Raw genomic sequence first — 22,848 nt, 5'->3', positions numbered from 1 at the left:
GCCTTGGTGTTGGACTGCAGGGAGTAACCCTGATCCTTGAGCATCCTGGCGACCACCCGGTCCGAGACAGCGTATCCCTGGCAGGTGAGTGTATCGGCGAGATTTCGGGTGGATTTGGTGGTCCATAGTAGTGGAGACATCGGATCCCCCCGTGTTTCGGGGTCCACCAGCGCGCTGAGTAGTTCGATGATTTCAGGGGTGTGCTCGACCAGTTTCTTCCGTCCACCACCGGGGGCGCGCACTCGGTCGAAGGGCCCGCGCTCACCCTTGGCTTCACGGACTCCCCGCGAGATGGTGTCCGGGTGGACGCCAGTGGCCTGCGCGATCGCCTTCATCCCGCCGCGGCCCAGATCTATTGCCTCGACACCCAAAAAGAGGCGGCGTTGGCGCTCGTTCAGGTGAGTCCGGAGGGCCGCATATCTACGGGCTGTGGATTCAGCATGCTCAGTGAGGTCAACCATGGCACAAGTTTAACGGGAAACTAACCAAAACCATAAGTTATTACATCGCGAACCCTAAGGCTGAGCCTTGCAGGACCGCCTAAACTGACACGCTGATACTATTTTCGCTCATATTTCACTTTGGAGAACCAATGCTGATCCTTTCCCGCTCCGATCTCCAACGCCTCACCGACATCGATGCCACGCGTACTGCGCTGCGCGATGTTCTCAGTCGGCAAGGGCAAGATGCCTATACGGTCACACCAAACGTCCTGCGCCTAGAAGGCGATGACGCGGCATACATTCCCATGCTCGGGGCAGACCTTCGTTCCAATCTGGTTACGAGCAAGACCCTAACGGACCGTCCGAGCAACGCTCGGAACGGTAGGCCATCCCAGGTGTCTGCAATCACCGTCATCGACCGCGAATCCGGCTTTATCAAAGCCATCCTTCACGGAGAAATTCCGACGCGTATCCGAACCGCGGGCGTCTCTGCCGTCGCGACCGACGCATTGGCCAAGGAAAATGCATCCCGGCTCGGTCTCGTGGGTGCAGGGGCACTCGCCATAGAACATGCGCGGGCCATTCAACGTGTTCGGCCACTGGAGATTATTACCGTGTGGAGCCGGACCAAAGCCTCAGTGGACAACTTCCGTTCAACCTTGGAAAGTCTGTGGGACGGCGTCGTACCGACTATCACTGTCGCATCGTCCCCCGAGGAAGTCGTCCGTGAATCCGATATCGTGTGCACGTTGACCCCCAGCGTTACGCCCATCGTTCGAGGCGCTTGGCTGAGCACAGGACACCACCTCAACGTCGTCGGTGCACGTCCTCGTCCCACTGATCGAGAAGTCGACGCCGAAGCATTCCGCCGCTCTCGCGTTTACATTGACCACTATGAAACGGTCACCCACGAGTCGGGCGATTACCTGCTGGCCACCGCCGATGACGGATCGTTGCCGGAAATTGTTGCAGAACTGAGCAGCGTCCTGCGAGGAGAGGCACCAGGGCGTCTCGATGATCAGGAAATTACGCTCTACAACTCTGTTGGTACCGGTCTACAGGACACGGCAATTGTCGACGTTATTCTGAGGGCGGCCATCGCTGCCAACATAGGTACGGAAGTAGCGTTAGATGCCTGACCAATAAGTCGAATAATTGAGCCTAAACGATGTGCCCGAAACGGTGATTCGTGACCACTTGCCCGCGAATCCAAAGACCCTGGGGGTTTCAAACGTGCTGCCTATGGAGCTGTGAAGATCCACAGAAAGCCCTGTGACTTGACGGGTTAAATTTTCGTTTCTCGGAGGGCAGGAATGTCCATGCCGGGATGATGGCGGTGGCAGGGGCACCCCGTTGACGGTGGTGCGCGTTGCTGGTCTCGCTAGGGTTCGTAGTTCGGACGGCTCAGCTGCCAAGAATGTCAGTTGCCGAGCTCTGGAAGGTACATCTCGCCGACAGGAACCGGAACGGGCAGGCGATTGTCGGGGCCGGGCAATGGACACGCCCAAGCGGGGTCGTAGGCGCACGAGGGGTTGTAGCAGAAATTGAAATCCAGGGTAAACCGCCCGTCCGCGTGACCCAAGTGGGCGCCTTTGATGGTGTCCAGTAGATAACGCCCGGCCCCATAGCTTCCGCCGTCTGCCCCCGACGTGGCGTCGCGGAAGGGAAGGAAGATGCCGCCGCCGTACCCGGCGTGCCGCCATACGGCCAGTTTGCCTACATCAGGAATATCGAAGGTACCCAGCCGCACGAACGCAACTACGCCGTCGGTGCCCGTGGTCACGGACATTTCCTGCCCCGCACCCGCCGGTTCGATCTCGCCGGAAATCCGCCAGGCGGGATCATACGGAGCCACGGCCAGACCGGTGAACAAGGCTTTCTGGTCTGGATCCAACGCCGAGGCCGGGTGGTCGGCAAACATTGCATTCCGTTCCCGCACCCACAGTTCATGGGCCGCCGCGGCGCCGTCGTGCTCGGCTGTGGCGCGAACTTGGGAATACAACGCGAAGGTACGTAGGCGCCAGCCTGCGGTGTCGGCTGCTGTCTGCGCGGAGGAGGCCATGAGTCCAGCTTGCGTGCAAATGTGCAGAAAGTGAAGCAGCATGTCGGCATGTCGCCTCAAAAACGGGCGCCCCCGCACGGCGACGTGGGCGCAACGTTCGACGGCGGCACCGCCCGGCAGCCGCCGTCGAACATTGAGCGTGGCATTCTGCAGTCAACGCGCCTTAGTTTTCCCAGAACGGGTAGTCGGTGTAGCCCTTGGTGCCCTCGGTGTAGAACGTGGAGTAGTCAGGCTCGTTCAGGGGCAGGCCTTCGCGCCAGCGCCGGGCCAGGTCCGGGTTGGCCAGGGCTGGCCTGCCAACCACGACGGCGTCGGCCCAGCCGCTGCCAGCGACGAGGAGAGCGTCGTCGAGCGTGGTGACGGTGCCAAAACCTGTGTTGAGCATGAAGGGGCCGCCGAAGCGGCTGCGCAGCTCCCGGACCAGGGCGCCGGACGGATCCTTGTGCAGCACGCTCAGGCCCGCCAAGCCCAGTGGGGCGATGCCGTCGGTGAGCGCAGCGTAGGTCGCCAGTGTTTCGGCGGGGTCTGTTTCCAGTGCGCCCTGGACATTGTGTTCGGGGGAGATGCGCAGTGAAGTCCGGTCGGCGCCGATGGCCTCTGCGACGGCCGCCGTGGTCTCGATGACGAAGCGTGCACGGTTCTCCGGCGAGCCGCCGTAGCTGTCGGTGCGGTGGTTGGCGGAGGGGGCCAGGAATTCGTGGAGCAAGTAGCCGTTCGCACCGTGCAGCTCGACGCCGTCGAATCCTGCGGCGATGGCGTTGCGGGAGCCTTGGACGAACTCGGCCATCACGCCGGGCAGTTCCTCCACGGTCAGGGCATGCGGGACTGGGAAGGGCTGCTTGCCGTCGTAGGTGCGGGTCTCACCCTCCACGGCGACGGCACTGGGCGCCACAACCGGGCGACCACCCGTGTTGGCCGGGTGGGCCACACGCCCGGCATGCATGACCTGGGCGATGATCAGACCGCCCTCAGCGTGGACGGCGTCAGTGACCCGCTTCCACCCGGCAATCTGTGCGTCCGTAACCAGACCAGGCTGACGGACAAAGCCCTGACCGGCGATCGACGGGTACGTGCCCTCGCTGACGATCATGCCCATTGACGCGCGCTGGCGGTAATACTCCACGACGTCGTCACCGGGGACGCCGTCAACCCCGGAACGGGACCGGGTCAGCGGCGCCATGACGAGTCGGTTGGACAGTTCCAGGGCCCCGAGGGTGACGGGGGAAAACAAGTTCATGGTTGCTCCAAGCAATGGATGGCATTGACCCCGTGGACAACCATGCTCCTACAAAAGGTATTCCCAGCTGGCACCTGCATCCGTTCTGCACTGTTGTGGATTTCTCCGCCAATGCCTGTCCAGAAATCACACATGTGGTTACGCTGGGTAACTACCGGCCCAGCCGAACCCCAGAAGCGGTGCAGACAACGTCACAGGAGGCATCACATCGTCAAACCATCAGCACCCGGCATGGAGGCCATGCCCTCGGATTTGGCGATCTCGCGTGCAGCGGTCCGCCGCCCGCTGGAAGAGGTTGCGGCAACCATGGGCATTGGTCCGCATCTGCTGGAGCCCTACGGAAACGCTGCATCCAAAATCTCCCTCTCGGCGATCGAGGAACTGCGTGGCCGCCCGCGTGCCAAGTATGTCGTTGTCAGCGCAATCACGCCTACCCCGCTCGGATCCGGCAAGACCACCACTGCCGTGGGGCTGGGCCAAGGATTCAAGCACATTGACAAGCTCGGGGTAGTCGCCATCCGGCAGCCGTCGATGGGGCCCACTTTGGGTATTAAAGGGGGAGCTGCTGGAGGCGGCTACGCGCAAGTGGTCCCCATGGAAGCCCTGAATCTGCACCTCACCGGTGACATGCACGCTGTCACAGCCGCCCACAACCTTTTGTCGGCAATGATCGGCAACCACCTCCAGAAGAAAAACCAGCTTGGACTCGATCCACAGCAGATCACGTGGCGGCGTGTTCTGGACATCAACGATCGCGAGTTGCGCAACATCATCACCGGGCTCGGTGGACCCGCTGACGGCAGTCCGCGCCAGGACGGCTTCGATATCACCGCGGCCAGCGAGGTCATGGCGGCATTGTCACTGTGCACGTCATTGCGGGACCTCCGCGACCGGATGGGCAGAATCATGGTCGGCTACGACGGCGCCGGGGAACCCGTGACGGCGGAGATGCTCAAGGCGGCGGGGGCAATGACGGTGATACTCAAGGACGCCGTCAAGCCAAACCTGATGCAGACGGTGGAACAGACCCCCGTGCTGGTGCATTGCGGTCCGTTCGGAAACATCGCCACCGGCAACTCCTCGATTGTTGCCGACCTGATCGGCATTCACTCCGGCGACTATCTCATCACCGAAGCGGGATTCGGTGCCGACATCGGGGCGGAGAAGTTCTTCAATATCAAGTGTCGCGCCTCCGGGCTCACCCCGGACGCGGCCGTGATCGTGGCGACAGTGCGGGACTTGAAAACCCACTCCGGCAAGCACCGGGTCGTAGCCGGCCGTCCGCTTCCGCCGGAGATGCTTGTTGAAAACCCTTTCGATGTGTTCGCCGGGGCGGCGAACCTGCGCCGGCAGATCGCCAACATCCGCCGTCATGGGGTTGTGCCGGTGGTCGCGGTGAATGCCTTCCCCACAGACCACCCAAGCGAGCATCGGGCGATCATGGAAATCGCCGAGGAAGAAGGGGTGCGCGTGGCGATCAGCTACCACTTCACCCAAGGTGGCAAGGGAGCAGTTGAATTGGCTGAGGCGGTGGCGGAAGCGTGTACTGAGCCGACGGATTTCCACCGGCTGTACGCCGATGAACTCCCTCTCGTGGACAAGATCGATGTGATCGCGCGTGAGATGTACGGCGCCGACGGCCTGGACCTCTCGCCACTGGCAGCCCGCCAGCTGGAAAAGTACGAGCGCGCCGGTTTCGGCGGCCTGCCGGTCTGTATCGCGAAAACCCACTTGTCCCTATCGGCCGATCCCAGTATCAAGGGAGCGCCCACAGGATGGCGGCTGCCGGTTCGTGAGGTACGCGCATCGCTTGGCGCAGGATTCATCTATCCAATCTGCGGGGACATGCGGACCATGCCGGGTCTTTCGTCTGCGCCGGCAGCCGAGCGCATTGACATCGACGAAGCCGGCGAGATCGTCGGACTTTCCTGATGGATGACCCCGGCTGGGCTTCAGGCGACTACCTCGACCGTCCCTTGCGTGAATTGTTCGAGGATGTTGCCAGCAGAGAGTCCGTGCCAGCGGCCGGATCCGCCTTGGCTGTGCTGGGTGCTCTAGCGGCGGGGCTGACCGCGAAGGTGGCCCGCCGCTCAAGCTCCCGACTCCCCAATGCTGCTGACCTCGCCCAACGCGCCGATGAGCTGCGTGAGGGGCTTGAGCCACTGGTGACCGCCGATGCCGCAGGCTACGCGGGTGCAATGGCTGCACCAGAGGGCTGGGCAGCTGCGATGGCGGCCGTGTCCGCTGGAACGGCGTTCATTGCGGAATCAGCTGCCGAGATCGCACAGCTCGCAGCGGATTTGGCCGTGGACGGCAACCAGAACCTGCGGTGGGACGCCATGGCTGCAGCCCGGATCGCCGCGATTGCTGCCGAGGTCGCCGCGGAATTGACCGCGGCGAACGTCGGGCAGGATGATCCGTTTCCAAGGGCTCACTCGGCCGCCATCTTGGCTCGCACTGCCACCGACCGCCTCAAATGAAGCCACCAATCCGCCAGCTGGCTCGTTACAGGGTCGCCAAGTGCTCCTTCAGAAGAGCGAAAACGGTGGGAGCTTTCTTGCGGATCCCGGCGCCGCGCGGCGGGTAATCAAATTGCATCCACCGCCGTCATCCTGATGGTCAGCGCCAACGGATCAACGGCCACTCTCAAGTGCGATCCAGAACCAACGTGGTCTCCGTCTATTTGAAAATCCTGCGGACTGTCCACAGTGATTTCGGCGGTCCTGCCCGAAAGGCTCCGCACCGCCTTGTTGCGTTCGCTGCCTTTGCCGAAGACACCCGCGATGACAGCAAGCCAGCCAAACCTCCCGTGGGGTGAAAATGTCAGCAGATCCAGAATGCCGTCGTTTACCGCCGCACCGGGGAAGATCGCCACGCCGCCCATCAGCTTTCCGCAATTGCCCACCATCACGCCCCGCACCTTGCGATGCTTCTCCGCCCTGCCATCAATGGTGATCTCGGCCGTGACTGCTTTCCCCGGCAGGTTCCGGATTCCGGATTCAACATAGGCGAGCCAGCCCACGCGATCCTTGAGCCCGTCCACCGTATTGGCCATGATGGACGCGTCGTAGCCCAGACCGGCAGCCACCAAGAACATGTGCTCCTGCCCGTCATGGTCAATCTCCGCCCTGACGACGTCGATCTTCGTCTCGGTCCCTTCCAGAACTTGCCGCACCGCCCGCACCGGGTCCGCAACATCGATGCCCAGGTTGCGTGCCAGCAGATTGCCGGTTCCCAACGGCAACAGCCCCATGGCAGTGCCCGTGCCCGCCAGGACCTCAGCCACATAACGGACGGTGCCGTCCCCGCCCGCGGCAATAACGACGTCGGCTCCGGCCTTGAGTGCCTCCCTCGCCTGGCCTCGGCCCGGGTCCGCTGCGGAAGTTTCCAACCACAAGGGTTGGTCCCAGCCGGCGTCCGCGCACAGTTGAATGACTGTATTTTTGAAGTCTCCGGTGGGAGACTTCATCGGATTAATGACCACAACGGCGCGTTTGTCCCGCGGGGGTTGGTGCTCTGACATGGCTTCCTCAAAGTTTTCGGGTGTTGCCGGGTGGAGCTGAACTCTACCGGTCAGCTAGCGGTGTCTTACGGCTGCGACGAGGCAGGCCCTGTGACGGCGTCGTGCCGGGTTGCCGTCAGGTACAGCCGGTGGGCGGTGATCACCAAAACCAGCCATACGGCGCCCAGTGTCCACGCCACCAGGACGTCGGTGAACCAGTGGTGGCCCAGATAAATGCGGCTCAGCCCCACGGTGAAAGCAAATATACCGGCCGCCAGGATCGTGATGACCCTGCCCCGGGCCGTGTCCAGGCGCAGGATGATCAGGTATGCCACCACTCCGGCGATCACTGTGGCGTTCAGTGTGTGGCCGCTGGGAAAAGAGGGCGAATATTCATAGGGCGGGATGGCGTCCGCCAGTGGCGGGCGTGCGCGTCCAATGAGTTGTTTCCCCGCGACGGTCATCAGCAGCGACCCTGCCGTGGCCGTGAGCATGAGTATGACCGGCGTCCACGACCGGCGCTTCAGGGCGAGGACCACCATGATGGTGGCGGCGAGGATGGGCATGCCGATGGTCCCGGCGATGTCCGTGTAGCCCGTGGCGACAGTGTCCAGCCACGGCGAACGGACGCTCATGGCGGCGTCCAGCAGCGGATGGTCCAAGGCTGCAACCCCGTCGGCCTCAGTGACGGCGTCATAGACTTCTGCGGAAACGTAGGTCAGGGTCGCAGCGATCGTGGCGCCGACGGCGAGTGTGAGAATCAGGGCGGCATGCGGTCCCAGCCGGGCACTGAGCCAACGCACGACGCCGGCGAGCCAACGCCCGAAAGGGGCTCGCCACCGGGTCAGGTCCGTCCGCCCGACGAAGCGGTCTTGTGAGACCTCGCCGTTTTGGCCGACCTCACCCGCCTCGCCGTCCTGGGCGGACTGCTTGCCAGCCGTTCCTCGTGGTTGTTGTTCGCTCATCTACACATCCTGTTTCCCGCTATTTCCAATAAGTCCTTGTGCCGGAAGTTTAACGCACCAGGCATGGAGTTGCCGGCAACAAACCGGCCGCTCACCTTACTCAGACGCGCGGACCGCAGATTCAGAGTAAACCGTGCTTTCGCAGGTGCTCCGCAAGGCCCGCCCCATCGGGTGCAGAAAATCGAGGCACTCCGCCTTGCGCTAAACCTGGACCTTCCCCATGCTGGCGGCGGCCAGCCAGCAATGCTTCCCCTGTGGAGAGCTCGCGAATGGCAATAGCTGCCGTTTGCGCAGCATGTGAACGGGCAAAGTGGGCATAGATCTCCGGATCGTGCTGGCCGTCGTCGCCCACTAGAAGCCACTGGATGTTCGGAAATTGCTGTGCGAGCCGCTCCAGATTGTTGCGCTTGTGTTCTTGTCCACTGCGGAACCAGCGTTGTCGCGTGGGACCCCAGTCGGTGAGCAGCAGAACGCCTTCCGGGTACAGGTTTCTTGCCAGAAACCGTGCCAAGGCGGGAGCCACGTTCCACGGTCCGGTGGAGAGATAGAGGATGGGTGCCTCAGGGTGCTTGTCGACGATCCTGTCGAGCAGCACCGCCATGCCGGGGGTGGGTGTGCGCGCCCGCTCGCTGAGTACCAGGGTGTTCCAGAGGGCCAGCAGCGGCCGGGGCAGCGCCGTGACCATGACGGTGTCGTCAATGTCGGAGACGATGCCAAACGTGGTTTCAGGTGCCACGATTAGGACGCGGGCCTCGGCGGGAGCTGCAACCTGGCTCCGCAGGAAGACCTTGTGCCAGCCTGGCTCCAAGGAGGCATCCACAACAACATCCACGAGTCCTCCGGCGTCGGCGCGGACCGAGTGGACGACGCCTTCGATCTCCACTTCCACTTCGCTGTTCGGGACAGGCACGCTGGTAAAAGCCCGCCAGCCGCGCATCCTGTCGCTGGTGGCCGTGCGTTTGTTTGTCAGCACAACACGAGCCAGCACGCGCACCCAAGTGGTGCCACCGTAGCCTGGGTAGGCGACGATGGTGGGAGTGAAACCGAAAGCAGTCGCCACGCGCGTTCGAACCTCATGAATGGCATCGGCCACATGCATCACCGAGGCGAGCAACACCGGTGCCGCGGGTTCCTGCGGAGAACTGCGATCCAGCGGATCGGATGTGCTGGGAGAAGGTTTTCGCGAAGCTTTGTCCATGAATCCACTGTTCCACATAACCGGGTATTCGCCCGCTTCCAGCCGACGCACATCATCTTGTGATTGTGTATAGGGGCAATCCACAGCAAGGGATCCTCTGATCCCACAAAACGGAAACCAGGGAGTCAGCATGCAACTCGAAAACAAGGTCGTCATCGTCACCGGCGGGGCATCGGGAATTGGTGGAGCAATTTCCCGGGTTTTGGTGGCTCGCGGAGCCAAAGTCATTGCGGTCGATGTCAATGGCGAAGCCGGGGAATCCCTCACGGCAGATTTGGGCGCCAACGTCCGGTTCGTGTTGGGCGACGTCAGCGACAAGGCGGTGGCGGCGTCCGCCGTCGAACTGGCCAGCACAACTTTTGGCGGACTGGACGGGTTGGTCAACAACGCCCACGCATCGCGCCAAGCCATGTTCAACGACCTGACCGAGGAACAGTGGGATCTCTCCTTCAACACGGGTTTCCGCGCCACCCGCCAATTCATGGCAGCTGCCTACCCGCTGCTGGCCGTTAACGGCGGGTCCGTGGTGAACTTCGGTTCGGGCTCGGCCATGGTCGGACAGGAAACCCAGGCTGCCTATGCTTCGGCGAAGGAAGCGATCCGCGGGCTTTCCCGCGTCACAGTCAACGAATGGGCCAAGGACAACATCCGCGTCAACGTTGTCTCACCCATGGCACTGACCCCAGGGGTCAAGGCATGGAGCGAGGCGTTCCCTGAAATGTACAAGGATTCACTGGCCAAGGTTCCGCTGGGACGCTTCGGGGATCCCGAGGCGGACGTTGCGCCGATCGTGGCATTCTTGCTCTCCGACGATTCGCAGTACATGACCGGCCAAACCCTCATGGCCGACGGCGGAGCCAACAAACTCTACTAAACCACGGTGGGTCCCTGCAAACGGCATCGTTTGCAGGGATCCACGTCATTAAACGCGCAGCACTCAAGCGTGCTGGCCCTCATGGAACTGCTAGCAGGGTGTTATTTCAGCATGTCGGTCATGACGGCCGCGTTTTTGTCTTTGTCGGTCAAGGGTTCCAAGCCCCACAGGATTTCTATAGTGTGCAACAAGGAATAGTGGCTGTAAGCCACTGAGGATTCGTGGGACCGTCTGGCGGCAGGTCCGGCGAACACAGTCGACACGGCGTTGTTGTCTCCTTTGCCTTCGTCCCACGTGATCACCAGCAGGGAGTTCTTCGTGGTGAAGGCCGGTGAATCCAGAATCTTGGGGACTTGCTCTGACAGCCAGGCATCGCCGGTCGACACAGGACAGTCGTGCATGTCGTTGCAAAGATTGGGGCTGATAAATACATAGTTTGGCAAGCTTGCAGCGGATTTCAAGTCATCACTGAGCTGGGTAAAGGGAACCACATGAGCCTCGCATGAGGCACGATTGTCGGTAACGCCTGGGTAATACATGAAGGGGTTGTGTTTCACCGCGTACAGGCCGGAATTCTTTGCAGTGCAGGGGGCAGGCATGCTCTCGGCGTACATCTTCCAGGTCCTCCCCGCTTTTTCGATGGTATCCGCGATGCTGGGTACCCGTGCTGTGCAATCGGCGCCGGGGCTGCAGTCGTCCTTGATCCCAGCGGTGGTCCCGCTGGTGAGGGCCAGGTAGTTGGGCAGGCTCGGGTGGGTTGCTGCCTGATAGTTGGTCGCCAGTGCGTTGTCGGCGGCCAACTTGTTGAAGTAGGGTGCATCAGCATTACCCAGGATGCTTGACGCCGGTTTGTTCTCCTCGACGACGATGACTACATGATCGATTTCAGGCAATGTTCCTGCACTTGCAGTGGGACTGCTGACCGGTGGGCTTGAGGCAGATGTCTGAGGAGACGGTATCGGGCTGGCAACGGGGCTTGGGGCGGCACATCCCGCCATGATCAATCCGAGCGTCGTGAATCCAAGCACAAGCACAACAAGAAATCGGCTCTTTTGTATCATCGCTCAATGCTAGTCGGAGCGGGCTCTGCCTGCTATGCCTCCCACGCCGGCCTGACTGTTAGACATGCGGCGGTAGTGCCGACCAGGATGACTGTGCTGGACACACATGGACGTCCCTACTTTGGTGTCCTATGCTTCTACCCACTGCACAGAGATGACATTCGCAGCGTCCGGGTCTGCAACTGAACTGGACGAAAACGAGCCCTGAAGGGACCAGTTAATCCATGAAACCCATCGATTCCAAGAGGGCCGGTTCGCCATTGGTGGGGCTCACGGATGCTTCATCCTCATGGCGCTCCAAGCAAATCGTCACCCTCACCATGAACCCCGCACTGGACGTCAGTACGTCAACGGACGTTGTCTACAGCGGCCACAAACTCCGGTGCAGTCGCAGCACCCTCGATCCGGGAGGCGGCGGGGCAAACGTGGCCAGGGTGATACACCGGCTCGGTGGCCAGGCCGTGGCTGTTTACACCGCAGGCGGCACCACCGGAGACACCTACCGCCGGTTGATGGAAGCCGAGGGAATCCCTGTTTTGGTGGCGGCAGTGCAAGGGAGCACCCGGCAGAATGTCACAGTTGATGAGAAATCAACGGGGAAACAATTCCGGTTCGTCCTGGAAGGCCCTGAATTTAGTGAAAATGAGTGGCGTAATTGCTTGAAGATTGTTGGCCGGACCATCCGGTCAGGTGGATATTTGATTGCCAGCGGCAGCCTGCCGCCGGGAGTTCCTGATGACTTCTACGCACAGCTCGCGAGGCTGGCACGGGAGGCCGACGTGCGCTGCGTGGTGGACACCTCGGGGCTGGCCCTTGCAGAAGCCCTCGCCGAGGGAGTCTTTCTGGTCAAACCCAGCCGGCGGGAACTGGCCGAGCATGTCGGTGCAACCCTTGACAGCGAACAGAGCCAAATCGACGCGGCCTCCGCGCTGATTGCGGAGGGTTGCGCAGAATACGTCGCGCTGACACTGGGCGAAGCCGGGGCCGTGCTCGCCTCCAAGTCCGGGGCCATCCGGCTGCCAACGCCGTCGGTCAAGGTGGTCAGCACGGTCGGCGCCGGTGACAGCTTTCTAGCCGCGTTTGTCCTGCGACTCGCACAGGGCTACCCGGCTGAGGCGGCCCTGAGATCGGCGGTGGCCGCGGGAAGTGCCGCCGTGATTTCACCGGCAACGGAACTGTGCTGCCGGGACGACGTCGATCGCCTCGAGGCGGAAATCGCGGCCCTTGCACTCACTTTCGAGTGACCGGCCCATCGTCGGCGAACTGAGAAGTTCAGTTCCGTCGTGAGACGAGGACCGGTCCGCGCGCGTGGTGGAGCACCGCATGCGTGGTGGAGCCGATGACGCCCTTGATCAGTCCGCGTCCCGTGGTTCCCATCACTATCAGGCTGGCGTCCTGGGAAGCTTTGAGAATTGCACGGGCGGCGTTCTTCTCAGTGAGCAGTTCCCCTTCGATGCTGGCTCCGGGAGCAAGATTGCGGGCGCTTGCCAGGGCAGCCTCCAAAACGTCGGCTGGCACCTTGCTGCTGCGTCTCCGGATCAATGACAAACCATTCTTGTCAGGCCGCACATGCAGCACCTTCAAAGCGGCACCCGTCAACACGGCCATTGAGCACGCGTCAGCCAGGGCTGCTGCAGAGCCGGTTGCGTCAATGGCCACGACGACTGCCCCGGCAGGAGGTTGCTCCGGCATTCTGATGACCGCGACGGGACAGTTGGCCGTCGCCGCCAATTCCAGGCTTACAGACCCGGCGAGGAGGCCCATGAAACCGCCAATGCCCCGGCTGCCCACGACAAGCATCTCCTCGGCGGCCGAGATTTTGCTCAGATGCATGGCGGGCCAACCGTAGATCAGGCTTTCATGTACATCCAGCTCCGGGGCGATGCCCTTCGCCAGTGCCACGCCCTCGGCGAGGATGGTTTCAGGGGAGGGGGCCACGGCATTTCCTGCTGCGGCGCGGACCGGTGGGGCGTCTTGGGGCGGCACTGGCCGTAGGTGGCAATGAACCAGGTGCAGCCGGCAGTTCCTCAGTACGGCTTGCGTCACGGCCCACAATACTGCTTGGCATGCTTCAGCGGAGCCGTCATAGCCAACCACGATGTCTTGAGAGTTCCGCACCGATGCTCCTTGAGTTTCGTCCCAGTGATGAATGTGCAGTCCCCGTGCCGGCACGTTCAGAGTCTACGGGGCAGCCTGCAGATTGAAACTCGGGCTGCCTCAGCGTCCACGCAGGAGCGGCGGCGCCGCCGCCAACAACTCCCGCGTGTACTGGTGCTGCGGCGCGGTGAATACAGCTTCGGTTGCCCCGGATTCAACAACTTCCCCCGAGCGCATGACCAGCACATCATCACTCATGTGCCTGATCACCGAGAGGTCGTGGGAGATGAACAGGTAGCTCAGCCCAAGCCGCTGCTGCAGTTCATCAAGCAGGTCAAGGACTTGGGCCTGGATGGAGACATCGAGGGCGGAGACAGGCTCATCGCAGATCAACACGCGCGGGTCCGGTGCCAGGGCGCGGGCAATGGCCAGACGCTGCCGCTGCCCACCCGAGAGTCTAGCGGGATTGCGTGCTGCCACATCCTGTTCCAGACCCACCATCTCCAGCAGTTCGTTGATTCTCTTGGAGTGGGAGCGCGGATTCCGGGTGGCACCAGAGCTCAGTGCGTCGGCCAGCAGCGAGCCGGTGGAAAGACGCGGGTCGAAGGAGGAAAGTGGGTCCTGGTAAATGGCGCCCAGCGACGAGCGGCGTGATCGGCGCCCGGATTCGGGCACCGCGCTCCACGGTTCACCGAAGAGCCGCACATCTCCGGCGTCGGGCTTTATCAGTCCCAGGGCGATGCGGGCGGTGGTGGTCTTCCCGGAACCGGATTCACCCACCACGCCTAGGGTTCGCCCGGGCAGCAGCTCGAAGTCGACACTGTGCACGGCCCTGAAATTAGCTTTCCCGGCCAGCGGGAAACTTTTGCACAGCCCGCGTGCGCTGAGCACTGGAAGCACGACGTCGGCCGCCTCACCTTGCGCAGCGACCTCGCCCGGGGATGCCAGCTCGCTCTGCGCTGACACAATCTTGGCTGGCTGGTGCGATGAAGTCGCGGGGGTGTCCACAGCGGGGGACAGGCGCGTGAAGCGTGGCTTGCCCGCAGGAACCGCCGCCAGCAGCGCACGGGTGTAGGGGTGCTGCGGGTCGTTGAGGACCTGCTCCTTTGGGCCGCGTTCCACGATGCGTCCGGCCTGCATGACGGCAATGGAATCGGCCACATTTGCCACGGTCGCAAGGTCGTGGCTGATCAGAAGCATCCCCGAGCCTGTTTGACGCAATTCACCCAGCCGGGCCATGACAGAAGCGGCGATGGTCGCATCCAGTGCAGTGGTGGGCTCATCGGCAATGACCAGCTGGGGGTCCCAGGCTATGGCTGAGGCAATCAGCGCACGCTGGCGCATACCGCCGGAGAGTTCCCCTGACCGTTGGGCAGCCCGGCGGATGGGATCGTCCAGGCCCACGGTGTCCAGAAGTTCCATCACGCGCGCGGCACGTTGCGCTCCGGAAAGGCCGGAGTGAATGCGCAGCGCGTCGTCAATTTCCTTCCCGATTTTTCGCAGCGGGTCCAGGGACGTCAGCGCGTCCTGCAGGATCAACCCCACATGTTTGCCGCGGATGGCACGCCAGCTGCGCTGTGACACATTGCGGGCGTCACGGCCGGCAACGTCGAGTGTCTCGACCTGTACCAGTGAGCCCGGTCCGGCCAAGCCGATCAGGGACCTGGCGGTAACCGACTTACCGGACCCGGATTCGCCCACCAACGCCAGACATTCCCCGGGATGCACCGTGAAGGAAACCCCGCTGACAACGTTCCTTCCACCAAAGGAGACGTTCAGATTCTCGACCCGGAGAACGGGCTCGCCCGCGCTCACCGGGGACCTCGCGACTTCAGCGATCGGGAGAGAACCGTGGCAGCAGCGGCAACCAGCACAATGGCGAGCCCCGGGAACAGCGTCATCCACCAGGCCAGGACAAGGTAGGTGCGGCCAGCCGAAAGCATGGTGCCCCATTCGGGGGCGGGCGGAGGTGCTCCCAGTCCCAAAAAGCTCAGCGAAGCGGCCCAAAGAATGGCCTGTCCCAATCCCAACGTGGCAAGCACGGCAATGGGCGCCAGTGCGTTGGGAAGGATATGGGTGGTCAGGATGCGGGTCCGGCTGCGCCCCAGCACCGTGGCGGCCTCGACCATGGGGGAGGTCCGCAGCGCAATGATTTGCGCACGGATCATCCTGGCGTATCCGGGTGCGGTGGTCAGGCCCACCGCAATAACAGTGGTGGCCACGCCCGGTCCTGCAAGGGCGATGAACACGAGGGCCAGCAGCAGTCCCGGCAAGGCAAACAGCACCTCCAGGATCCGGCCCACGCCAAAGTCCAGCCACCGCCCACCAAATCCGGCGATGGTCCCCAGCACCAACGCCAAGCTGAGACCTATGCCGGTAGCCGCAGCACCAATGAGCAGTGAGGCTCGTGATCCGTGGACAATGCGGGAGTAAATGTCTCTGCCCGATTCGTCGGTGCCAAGTAGGTGCCCGGCACCGGGTGCGGAGAACGCTTCGCTGGGGTTGATGGCCAGCGGGTCAACGGGTGCCAAGAGGTTCGGTGCGATGGCTGCAAGAACAAAGAAGAGCAGCACGGCGGTGGACACGACCCAGGGGATGTGGGCCGCAATCTGTCTCGCAAAGGTGCCGCCGGGGCGTGCCTTACGGGCCGTATGTGGGTTCAGCACCGGATCCACTGACGGCAGAGCCGGTTCCAAGATACTCATGGCGCGCTGATCCGTGGGTCCACTAGGCGCTCTGCAATGTCTGACAGGGCCATGATCACCACATAGGAGGCAGCGGAAAGAAGTGCGACGCCGGTGACCAACGGTATGTCGCGGGTGGTCACCGCAGAGAGCAATGAACGTCCCAGCCCAGGACGGGCGAAGATGGACTCCACCACCACGGCGCCCGAGAGCAGCGAACCCAACGCCCAGCCTGAGAGCGCAATGCCGGGAAGCGCTGCGTGCCGCAGTGAATGGCGCAGTAGCACGCCGGTTTCTGATTCCCCGCGTGCCCGTGCAGAAAGCGCAAATGCGGAACGCTGGGCCTCCTCCATGGTGTCCCGCATGACCTGACCCAGAAATCCTGCCAGCGGCAACGCCAGGGTAATGACAGGCAGCACCAAGCCGGCTGGGGTGTTGGTGCTCACCGGCGGAAGCCACCCCAGCGCCGTGGAGAAGACCATGATGAGCACGCTGGCCAGCCAAAAGTGCGGCACCGCGGCTGAGACGATTTCCAGCCCGGATGCCAGCGCCGTACCCAAGCCTCCGCTGCGCGTGGACAGCACAGCCAGCACCAGCGCCATGGCCCAGGCCAGCAGGAGCGCGAGAACAGCCAGGATCAGGGTGGAAGGGACCAGCTCTCGCAGCACGTCGGTGACCGGGATCTTCAACGAATAGGACGTGCCCATGTTCCCAGTGGCCAAGCGCCACAGCTGGCCAAAGTACTGGACGTGCAGGGGCAGGTCCAAGCCATACTGGGCCCGGGCTGCTGCAAGGGCTTCGGGCGAGGCCTGAGACCCAGGGCCACCCAGGATGGCCTCTGCTGGGTCCCCGGGAATCATCCGGATGCCAAAGAAGATTGCGGTAGCTACTGCCCAGAGCACAAAGATACCCCCACCAAGCTTGCGCAGCAGCCAACGAACGGATGCCCCAAAACTACCGTGGGATCGGTTGGTGGCGGCTGCGGAGGCACTCATGGGCGGGGGCGTCTTGTGAAGGATCTAGTTGGCCAGCCAGGTGTCGAAGAACGTCGGTGTTGCCACGGCCGTGGTGGCACCCACGTTCTTCAGTTTGTCCGAGTAAAGGAAGTGGTTTTGCTGGTCATAGAGCGGCAGCACGTAGTAGCCCTCCAGAACCTTTTTCTGCACCTGCGTGTAGAGGTCCTTGCGCTCGGCCTCATCCTTGGTGGAACCTGCGGTCTCAAGCAACGCGTCAAGGGCCGGGTCCTTAACCTGGGAGTGGTTGGCGAAATAGCCGGAGGGTGCGGGAATAGTTGAAGCGGAGCTGAACAGGACGGAGAGAACACTCGGGCCAACCTTGGTGTACGGAGCGGACACCAAGTCGTAGTCATTCTTGGCCAGGTCCCCGTACCAGCTGGAGAGATCCAACAAGTTGATCTTGATCTCGATGCCCGATTCCTTGGCCGTGGCCTGCATCTGCTCAAAGAGCGACTGCTCCGCCGGGATCGATTGACTGGTGCTCACAGGAAACGTGAGTGAGAGCCGGGTTCCGTCCTTGACACGGTAACCTTCGGAATCGCGGTTGCTCCAACCCGCGGCATCCAGCAACTTGCCAGCCTTGGCGGCGTCGTAACCAAACAGGGACTCTTCCGAGTAAGCCAGCGGTTCCACACTGGACAGGGCGGAGAATGACTGCGGCGCCGTGCCGAAGAACAAGGAGTCGATGCTTGCCTTGACGTTCACCGCATGGATGAAGGCCTCCCTGACCTTGGCATCATTGAACGGTGCCTTGGAGGAGTTCAGCTCAATGCGGTTGGAGGCGCCGGGGCGGGGCGCATCCAGGTGTTTGATCGTGGAGACCTTGCCAGCTGCGGCAATGGCGTCCGGCTGGGCGTTATCGATGACCTGAACTTCCCCAGCCTGCAGTGCCGCATAGCGCGTTGCCGCCTCGGGGATGAAGCGCCAGGTGATGGCATCCAGGTAGGCGGTTCCCGCGTGTGCCGCTGTCGAAACAGGGAGCACATAATCGGCGTTGCGGACCAGGTTTACCGAGTCCTGCTTCTTCCAGGACTCGACCTTGAACGGGCCGGTTCCGACGGGAGATGCACAATTTTCGGCCTGGGTGCGTTTGAGTGCCGTGGGGGATTCGATGGCAACCCAAGGCATGGAGAAGGACTCGAGCAGCGAGTTGTCAGGGGTCTTGAGCTTCAGCTCCAGGGTGGTGGCGTCGACAGCGTCCATGGAGTCGATCTTGCCCAGTGCCAGGTAGCCGGTGGATGAGGCCGTTTCCGGGTTCAAAAGGTGCTCAAAGTTTGTCTTGACCGCGGCAGCATCCAGGGCGGTACCATCGGTGAACTTGATTCCGTCCCGGATCTTCACAGTGCGCGTCAGCCCGTCGTCGGACACGGTGGAGTCCTCTGCAAGCCAGGGGATCAGCTTGCCGTCTGCGTCCTTCGTGTACAGGGTCTCCAAGTATTGCGAGGCAACAAGTGCCTGCGGGTAGTTGCCGCCGACGTGCGGATCCAGACAGGTGGGTTCGGCATCGCCGGAGGCGTACACCAAGGTTCCGCCGGTGACTGGCGTGCCAGCGTCAGTGCTGGTATCCGAGGACGTGGCGGCTGGTGAACAGCTGGCAAGAACCAATGCTGCGGCCAGGACGGTAGCGGCCGGGACCAGCCTGTTGGCCAAGGGGTGTGCGAGAGTCATGAACTTCTTCCTGCGGACCGGTGAAATGGAGCGATGCGTGGGTGATCGCCGTTTGTTCCCTTCGGGCACAGGCCACAGGGCACTCGTCGGCGGGTACCGCGATCCACTTTAGCGCGTGTCGCCAGCCGGGCTGGCCGCATGTGGGCTAAGTCATAGGCTGGCGCCGCCGTGCCTTAGAGATCTGCGACGATGATTTTCTTCATGGTGAGCATCCTTTCATAGGCGCCCGGGTTCTGCATCAGCTCGGCCATATTCCGCGGCACAATCTGCCAGCTCACCCCAAACCTGTCCACCAACCAGCCGCACTGTTCGGCTTCGGGCACGGCACTGAGAGCTTCCCACAACGAGTCGATCTGTTCCTGATCCGTGCATTCGACCTGAAGGGAGAGCCCCGGGGTGAACGTGAAGTCGTGCCCCGCTCCGCAATCCATCGCAGAGAACCATTGTCCAGCCAGTGTGAACTCCGCGAAAAGGAGGCCTCCCGCATCATCTGGCTTCTGCACGGACATTCCCGGGGCCGAGTTCGGGAGCAGGCCTGTGTAGAGGTCGATCGCCTGTTGCGCCTTGGCGGCCTCGCCGGTGAACAGAAACTTGGGGCATCACGCCCGGGCGCCGCTCAGCGTCCGGTGCGGCAAGCATCAATTGCCAGTTCACCCCAAACTTGTCCTGAACCCAGCCATACAGTTTGCTGTGAGGGTATTCGTCCAAAGGCATGCGAACCTCGCCACCATCTGCGAGCGCCGCCCACATTGTCGCCATTAGGGTGCGTGCCTCATCAGCGCCGCCCTTGAACGACCTCGGATCCACGGTCAGGATGATAGACAACGCCGGAGTGGGCCGGTACTCGCCTCCCGCATTGATAAGACGGAGCTGATAACCACCCACGCTCACATCCACAACCAGCGGTTGCCCCGCGAGATGGCGTTGGAAGTCTGGCCAATTGTTCGTGGGATAGGAGGCAACCACGTCCATGGACGTGTCCGGGAGGACATCTGCATAGAAGCGGCCGACGTCGTCCGCGTTGCCTTGACACTTATACATTGGGCACGATTCGCTGCATGAGTTCTTCTGGTGGGTTGGACAAGGCCTACGGCGGTGCACGGCAGGGGTCAAGATTCGAAGCATATTCTGGCTGACGGTGGGGGCTTAGCGCAGGATGACGTTGCCCGGCACCGTGCCCGCGAAGGTTCTTCACGTACACAACGGGATCCCCTGCGATGCGGGTGTTGTTCCATGGCAGCTCATCCGGCAGGGTCGCGGAGACAACGTGCTTGCGCACCGGGTTGATCCATTGGCCGAAGGTGTAACGCTGCCTCAGGTTCTGGCGCTCCATCACCCCGTTCAGTGAGTTGAACAGATGCGCGGTGACCTTGCGGCTCACGGTGGTACCTGCCCTTCTGCGCGGATTCTGCTTTCACAAGGATAGAAGTGCCGGTGGGGGAGGGCAATGGGCATGTGGCACCAGTTTCGTCGCAGGCTGACACGGCGCGGCAAGTATGCGACAGTTGCCTTTACCAGGTGCATTTCCGTGCCGGTGGAATGGAATCTCTGCTGAGTTTTAGATAATGAGGGGAGAAGGCATGCCTGAAGCAACGGCTTACAAAAGGGTGCTTCGTGGATTCCGCCGATAGCCCGCGGGAAAGACATGATCAGGACGCCGTTGTGGCGCCATCGCAGGAGAAATCCGCAAAAACTCCTCTGATCATCCTTGGTGTGATCATCATCCTCGTTCTTGTGGCCGCGTTGTCGATCGTCTTGACCCGCGGGGAACCCACACTCCTGGCGGAATCCACTCCGGCTGGGGTGGTGCAACGGTACGTCGCGGCAGCTGTGGACGGGGATGAGACCACGGCTGCCGGGTATCTCACCAACGATGTGCTTGCGAACTGTTCGCCGATGGAACAGTTCCAGGCCGACAACCTCACCATCACACTCATCTCGACCAAGGAGCGGTCCGACTCCGCCGACGTGGCCGTTTCCATCGCTTCCTTTTCCGGGAACGGTCCGTTTGGCGCTCAGGAATCAAGCTATGAGGATGTTTTCAGCCTCGTAAAAATAGTCGGAGCATGGCGCATCGCATCTACGCCATGGGATCTGGCCATCTGCCCGAACGAGGGGATGAAGTGACAGCCGCACTGGTCATCCTCATTGGTGCGGCGCTGGTTGCCGGCGTCACCCTGCTCATTGTGAAAACGACCCGCTCGGCCCCACACGCCGGTGAGGTGGCATCTGCGCCGACAGTTCGGCGCCTGATCGTGTTTGTACTGCTCTTCACGCTTGTCGTTATTGGGGCGATTGGCCTTGCCGGCCTACTCGGACGTTTGATGGATACAGGTGTCGAATTGGTTCGCGACGATAACGCAAGCCTGGCGAGGTCGCTTGCATTCACATTGATCGGGGGACCGTTCGCAGGCCTGCTGTGGTGGATTGTGTGGCGCAGGGTCGACGAACCGGCAGAACAGGATTCGCTGTCCTGGGGTGTCTACGTGGCGGGTGCGTCGACGGTTTCGCTCATCATTTTTACCAGTTCCCTTCTTTCCACCGCTGCATCATTGGTTGGAGGCAATTGGTCACCCCAAACTTTTTCCACCGGGGTGGTGTGGGCCGCCGTCTGGCTTTGGCACCGGGAGATGTCAAAGGACGCACGACGTCGGCCGCTCCGGCTGCAGCAGGTGGCGCCCATCCTTGGTGCTGCCTACGGACTGGTCATTGGCACGGGTGGGGCAACAACTACGCTGGGCCTGCTCTTCGAACACGCCATTCACGGTTTGGCCGGGGTGAGCACGTTCGGCCAACCATGGTGGCAGAACCTGCTGGGCGCTCTTCTATGGGCCGCCGGCGGGGTGCTGGTTTGGTGGTGGTACTGGGTGCGGACGAAGGTGCGGTTCGCCCGCAGAGGTTTGGCAAGCGTGGTCCTGGCCATAGTCGGAATCCTCGCCAGCAGCGTCCTGATGCTGGCTGGCGCCGGAATCACTTTGAACGGACTGCTGCGACTTGGATTTGATGGGAGTGCGCCCGCGGCGCAAATTCTTGAACCGCTGGGCTTTTCCGTGGCCTCGGCCGTGTTCGGTGCCCTGGTTTTGGCTTATCACGACCGCGCAGCATTCGCGCGGTCCGTTGGCATCGCCAGGACGGCACGCTTGCTAGTATCGGGTGTTGCACTCGTGGCGACGGCCTCAGGCATCGGAGTCATCGTGAATGCGCTGCTGGTACCGTTTGGAAGTCTTTTGGCAGGATCCGGTGTTCGTACCTTGCTCATTGCCGGCATAAGTTCGTTTGTTGTTGGCGCACCGCTGTGGTGGCTGGCGTGGAAGCCTGCCCACCGCACTGAGACGTTGGAAGGATCTGCAGGCCGCCGGATCTACCTGATCGCGGTCTTCGGCTTGAGTGCTGTGTCGGCACTGGTCACCCTGCTGGTGCTCGGCTATCGGCTGTTCGAGTTCGCATTGGCGGACCATGGTGGCGGTGAGTTGATTGACCGCGTGCGCGCACCACTGGGGCTGTTTATTGCTACTGCGTTGGTCGCCGCGTACCATTTCAGCGTTTGGCGGCAGGATCGAGCCGTGGCACCGCTTCCTGGAAAGCTGCGCACCATCGACCAAGTATTTTTGGTTGCCTCCGGGGAAGGCCTGGTGCTGCAGCGGATGATTGAGGAGCAGACTGGGGCTATGGTCAAGCTGTGGCTGCGTAAACCTACCCATAGCCAGACACCAACACTTTCCTCGGACAGCGACCAGGACATCCCCTCGTTTGGTCCGCCCCTGGACCTTCTGGCCGAGGCACTGAAGGACGTCAAGGGCAAACGCGTGTTGGTGGTGACCGGTCCCGGCTCTGCCATCGAGGTGATCCCGCTGGTGGACTAAGAATGGCCACCAGAGAGTCTTCCTTTGGTCACGGAAACTCTGGCGCTCGGCGCACTTGAGTGGTTGAATTAAAGTGGGAAGTGATATCATGCACCGACATCGCCGCCGTATCAAAGATCAGCACAGAGCCCCCACTCATCAGGTGCCCGGGCGGCTCCTGATGCAAAGCCTGCTCGCC

Annotated in this window: 21 protein-coding genes and 1 pseudogene; 7 read left to right on the top strand and 15 right to left on the bottom strand. The window is 62.1% G+C overall.

Translation table 11 applies throughout. The annotated features are described in order from the left end of the window. Nucleotides 1-461 (bottom strand): annotated as a pseudogene (locus JMA46_RS09655) (ISAzo13 family transposase); the annotation flags it as partial. A 131-nt stretch (nucleotides 462-592) separates the two neighbouring features. On the opposite strand from JMA46_RS09655, the gene JMA46_RS09650 reads away from it, so the two are divergent. Continuing rightward, a complete protein-coding gene (locus JMA46_RS09650) occupies nucleotides 593-1,582 on the top strand; it encodes an ornithine cyclodeaminase family protein (protein WP_207345128.1) in 990 nt (329 codons plus the stop codon). 281 nt (nucleotides 1,583-1,863) lie between these two features. Here JMA46_RS09650 and JMA46_RS09645 read toward each other — a convergent pair whose 3' ends face one another. Together JMA46_RS09645 and JMA46_RS09640 are read right to left on the bottom strand one after the other, a co-directional pair. Beyond that, the gene (locus tag JMA46_RS09645) at nucleotides 1,864-2,547 is read right to left on the bottom strand and encodes a DUF1684 domain-containing protein (protein ID WP_247647205.1); all 684 of its coding nucleotides are present in this window, start codon (nucleotides 2,545-2,547) and stop codon (nucleotides 1,864-1,866) included. A gap of 121 nt (nucleotides 2,548-2,668) precedes the next feature. Continuing rightward, a complete protein-coding gene (locus tag JMA46_RS09640) occupies nucleotides 2,669-3,742 on the bottom strand; it encodes an alkene reductase (RefSeq protein ID WP_207345127.1) in 1,074 nt (357 codons plus the stop codon). A gap of 231 nt (nucleotides 3,743-3,973) precedes the next feature. Here JMA46_RS09640 and JMA46_RS09635 point away from each other — a divergent pair, with 231 nt between their 5' ends. Together JMA46_RS09635 and JMA46_RS09630 are read left to right on the top strand one after the other, a co-directional pair. Then, nucleotides 3,974-5,674, top strand: coding sequence for a formate--tetrahydrofolate ligase (locus JMA46_RS09635; RefSeq protein ID WP_207345126.1), 1,701 nt, complete (start codon nucleotides 3,974-3,976; stop codon nucleotides 5,672-5,674). Next, nucleotides 5,674-6,222 (top strand): cyclodeaminase/cyclohydrolase family protein, encoded by a 549-nt coding sequence (locus JMA46_RS09630; protein ID WP_207345125.1) that lies wholly within the window; start codon nucleotides 5,674-5,676, stop codon nucleotides 6,220-6,222. The genes JMA46_RS09635 and JMA46_RS09630 overlap by 1 nt, the downstream gene beginning before the upstream one ends. 107 nt (nucleotides 6,223-6,329) lie before the next feature. Here JMA46_RS09630 and JMA46_RS09625 read toward each other — a convergent pair whose 3' ends face one another. From JMA46_RS09625 to JMA46_RS09615, 3 genes are all read right to left on the bottom strand, one after another. Continuing rightward, nucleotides 6,330-7,265: a diacylglycerol kinase family protein gene (locus JMA46_RS09625; RefSeq protein ID WP_207345124.1), complete on the bottom strand. Its 936-nt coding sequence runs from the start codon at nucleotides 7,263-7,265 to the stop codon at nucleotides 6,330-6,332. A 65-nt stretch (nucleotides 7,266-7,330) separates the two neighbouring features. Further along, complete coding sequence (locus JMA46_RS09620; protein ID WP_207345123.1) at nucleotides 7,331-8,209, bottom strand: phosphatase PAP2 family protein; 879 nt, start codon at nucleotides 8,207-8,209, stop codon at nucleotides 7,331-7,333. 121 nt (nucleotides 8,210-8,330) lie between these two features. After that, the gene (locus JMA46_RS09615) at nucleotides 8,331-9,407 is read right to left on the bottom strand and encodes a phosphatase domain-containing protein (protein WP_207345122.1); all 1,077 of its coding nucleotides are present in this window, start codon (nucleotides 9,405-9,407) and stop codon (nucleotides 8,331-8,333) included. A 130-nt stretch (nucleotides 9,408-9,537) separates the two neighbouring features. Here JMA46_RS09615 and JMA46_RS09610 point away from each other — a divergent pair, with 130 nt between their 5' ends. Beyond that, the gene (locus JMA46_RS09610) at nucleotides 9,538-10,281 is read left to right on the top strand and encodes an SDR family oxidoreductase (RefSeq protein ID WP_207345121.1); all 744 of its coding nucleotides are present in this window, start codon (nucleotides 9,538-9,540) and stop codon (nucleotides 10,279-10,281) included. Nucleotides 10,282-10,382: 101 nt separating this feature from the next. Here JMA46_RS09610 and JMA46_RS09605 read toward each other — a convergent pair whose 3' ends face one another. Next, a complete protein-coding gene (locus JMA46_RS09605) occupies nucleotides 10,383-11,342 on the bottom strand; it encodes an alkaline phosphatase family protein (protein WP_207345120.1) in 960 nt (319 codons plus the stop codon). 224 nt (nucleotides 11,343-11,566) lie between these two features. Here JMA46_RS09605 and JMA46_RS09600 point away from each other — a divergent pair, with 224 nt between their 5' ends. Beyond that, nucleotides 11,567-12,586: a 1-phosphofructokinase family hexose kinase gene (locus JMA46_RS09600; protein ID WP_207345119.1), complete on the top strand. Its 1,020-nt coding sequence runs from the start codon at nucleotides 11,567-11,569 to the stop codon at nucleotides 12,584-12,586. Between the two features lie 28 nt (nucleotides 12,587-12,614). Here the strand turns inward: JMA46_RS09600 and JMA46_RS09595 are convergent, their stop codons facing one another. The 8 genes from JMA46_RS09595 to JMA46_RS09565 all read right to left on the bottom strand — a co-directional run bounded on the left by JMA46_RS09595 (nucleotide 12,615) and on the right by JMA46_RS09565 (nucleotide 20,188). Beyond that, entirely contained in the window at nucleotides 12,615-13,460 is an 846-nt protein-coding gene (locus JMA46_RS09595; protein WP_207345118.1) for a universal stress protein, read from the bottom strand. Nucleotides 13,461-13,559: 99 nt separating this feature from the next. Continuing rightward, the gene (locus tag JMA46_RS09590; RefSeq protein WP_348770109.1) at nucleotides 13,560-15,254 is read right to left on the bottom strand and encodes an ABC transporter ATP-binding protein; all 1,695 of its coding nucleotides are present in this window, start codon (nucleotides 15,252-15,254) and stop codon (nucleotides 13,560-13,562) included. Continuing rightward, the gene (locus JMA46_RS09585; RefSeq protein ID WP_247647204.1) at nucleotides 15,251-16,144 is read right to left on the bottom strand and encodes an ABC transporter permease; all 894 of its coding nucleotides are present in this window, start codon (nucleotides 16,142-16,144) and stop codon (nucleotides 15,251-15,253) included. The genes JMA46_RS09590 and JMA46_RS09585 overlap by 4 nt, the downstream gene beginning before the upstream one ends. Beyond that, nucleotides 16,141-17,118 carry an ABC transporter permease gene (locus JMA46_RS09580; RefSeq protein WP_207345116.1) on the bottom strand — a complete coding sequence of 326 codons (978 nt, stop codon included), beginning with the start codon at nucleotides 17,116-17,118 and terminating at the stop codon, nucleotides 16,141-16,143. Before JMA46_RS09580 ends, JMA46_RS09585 begins: the two co-directional genes overlap by 4 nt. 24 nt (nucleotides 17,119-17,142) lie before the next feature. Next, entirely contained in the window at nucleotides 17,143-18,807 is a 1,665-nt protein-coding gene (locus JMA46_RS09575) for an ABC transporter substrate-binding protein (RefSeq protein ID WP_207345115.1), read from the bottom strand. Between the two features lie 173 nt (nucleotides 18,808-18,980). Further along, a complete protein-coding gene (locus tag JMA46_RS17215) occupies nucleotides 18,981-19,340 on the bottom strand; it encodes a VOC family protein (protein ID WP_247647210.1) in 360 nt (119 codons plus the stop codon). Continuing rightward, a complete protein-coding gene (locus JMA46_RS17210) occupies nucleotides 19,294-19,848 on the bottom strand; it encodes a VOC family protein (protein WP_247647203.1) in 555 nt (184 codons plus the stop codon). The genes JMA46_RS17215 and JMA46_RS17210 overlap by 47 nt, the downstream gene beginning before the upstream one ends. Nucleotides 19,849-19,894: 46 nt before the next feature. Beyond that, nucleotides 19,895-20,188 (bottom strand): hypothetical protein, encoded by a 294-nt coding sequence (locus JMA46_RS09565; RefSeq protein ID WP_207345114.1) that lies wholly within the window; start codon nucleotides 20,186-20,188, stop codon nucleotides 19,895-19,897. Between the two features lie 233 nt (nucleotides 20,189-20,421). Between JMA46_RS09565 and JMA46_RS09560 the strand changes: the two genes are divergently transcribed. After that, a complete protein-coding gene (locus tag JMA46_RS09560) occupies nucleotides 20,422-20,934 on the top strand; it encodes a hypothetical protein (RefSeq protein WP_348770108.1) in 513 nt (170 codons plus the stop codon). Then, on the top strand, nucleotides 20,874-22,670 hold the full coding sequence (locus JMA46_RS09555; RefSeq protein ID WP_247647202.1) for a DUF5671 domain-containing protein: 1,797 nt from the start codon (nucleotides 20,874-20,876) through the stop codon (nucleotides 22,668-22,670). Before JMA46_RS09560 ends, JMA46_RS09555 begins: the two co-directional genes overlap by 61 nt. The last annotated feature ends 178 nt before the right edge of the window (nucleotides 22,671-22,848 follow it).

Origin of the sequence: Arthrobacter sp. E3, from assembly GCF_017353415.1 — a bacterium.
Taxonomy (GTDB): Bacteria; Actinomycetota; Actinomycetes; order Actinomycetales; family Micrococcaceae; genus Specibacter.
Note: the sequence above shows the minus strand (reverse complement) of the source record. Positions and strands in the feature narration are given on the sequence as shown.

Excerpts from the sequence above, each read along its gene's own strand:
- JMA46_RS09650 (WP_207345128.1), top strand. The coding sequence starts at position 593 with ATGCTGATCCTTTCCCGCTCCGATCTCCAACGCCTCACCGACATCGAT.
- JMA46_RS09645 (WP_247647205.1), bottom strand. The coding sequence starts at position 2,547 with ATGCTGCTTCACTTTCTGCACATTTGCACGCAAGCTGGACTCATGGCC.
- JMA46_RS09640 (WP_207345127.1), bottom strand. The coding sequence starts at position 3,742 with ATGAACTTGTTTTCCCCCGTCACCCTCGGGGCCCTGGAACTGTCCAAC.
- JMA46_RS09635 (WP_207345126.1), top strand. The coding sequence starts at position 3,974 with ATGGAGGCCATGCCCTCGGATTTGGCGATCTCGCGTGCAGCGGTCCGC.
- JMA46_RS09630 (WP_207345125.1), top strand. The coding sequence starts at position 5,674 with ATGGATGACCCCGGCTGGGCTTCAGGCGACTACCTCGACCGTCCCTTG.
- JMA46_RS09625 (WP_207345124.1), bottom strand. The coding sequence starts at position 7,265 with ATGTCAGAGCACCAACCCCCGCGGGACAAACGCGCCGTTGTGGTCATT.
- JMA46_RS09620 (WP_207345123.1), bottom strand. The coding sequence starts at position 8,209 with ATGAGCGAACAACAACCACGAGGAACGGCTGGCAAGCAGTCCGCCCAG.
- JMA46_RS09615 (WP_207345122.1), bottom strand. The coding sequence starts at position 9,407 with ATGGACAAAGCTTCGCGAAAACCTTCTCCCAGCACATCCGATCCGCTG.
- JMA46_RS09610 (WP_207345121.1), top strand. The coding sequence starts at position 9,538 with ATGCAACTCGAAAACAAGGTCGTCATCGTCACCGGCGGGGCATCGGGA.
- JMA46_RS09605 (WP_207345120.1), bottom strand. The coding sequence starts at position 11,342 with ATGATACAAAAGAGCCGATTTCTTGTTGTGCTTGTGCTTGGATTCACG.
- JMA46_RS09600 (WP_207345119.1), top strand. The coding sequence starts at position 11,567 with ATGAAACCCATCGATTCCAAGAGGGCCGGTTCGCCATTGGTGGGGCTC.
- JMA46_RS09585 (WP_247647204.1), bottom strand. The coding sequence starts at position 16,144 with ATGAGTATCTTGGAACCGGCTCTGCCGTCAGTGGATCCGGTGCTGAAC.
- JMA46_RS09580 (WP_207345116.1), bottom strand. The coding sequence starts at position 17,118 with ATGAGTGCCTCCGCAGCCGCCACCAACCGATCCCACGGTAGTTTTGGG.
- JMA46_RS09575 (WP_207345115.1), bottom strand. The coding sequence starts at position 18,807 with ATGACTCTCGCACACCCCTTGGCCAACAGGCTGGTCCCGGCCGCTACC.
- JMA46_RS17210 (WP_247647203.1), bottom strand. The coding sequence starts at position 19,848 with ATGTATAAGTGTCAAGGCAACGCGGACGACGTCGGCCGCTTCTATGCA.
- JMA46_RS09555 (WP_247647202.1), top strand. The coding sequence starts at position 20,874 with ATGGCGCATCGCATCTACGCCATGGGATCTGGCCATCTGCCCGAACGA.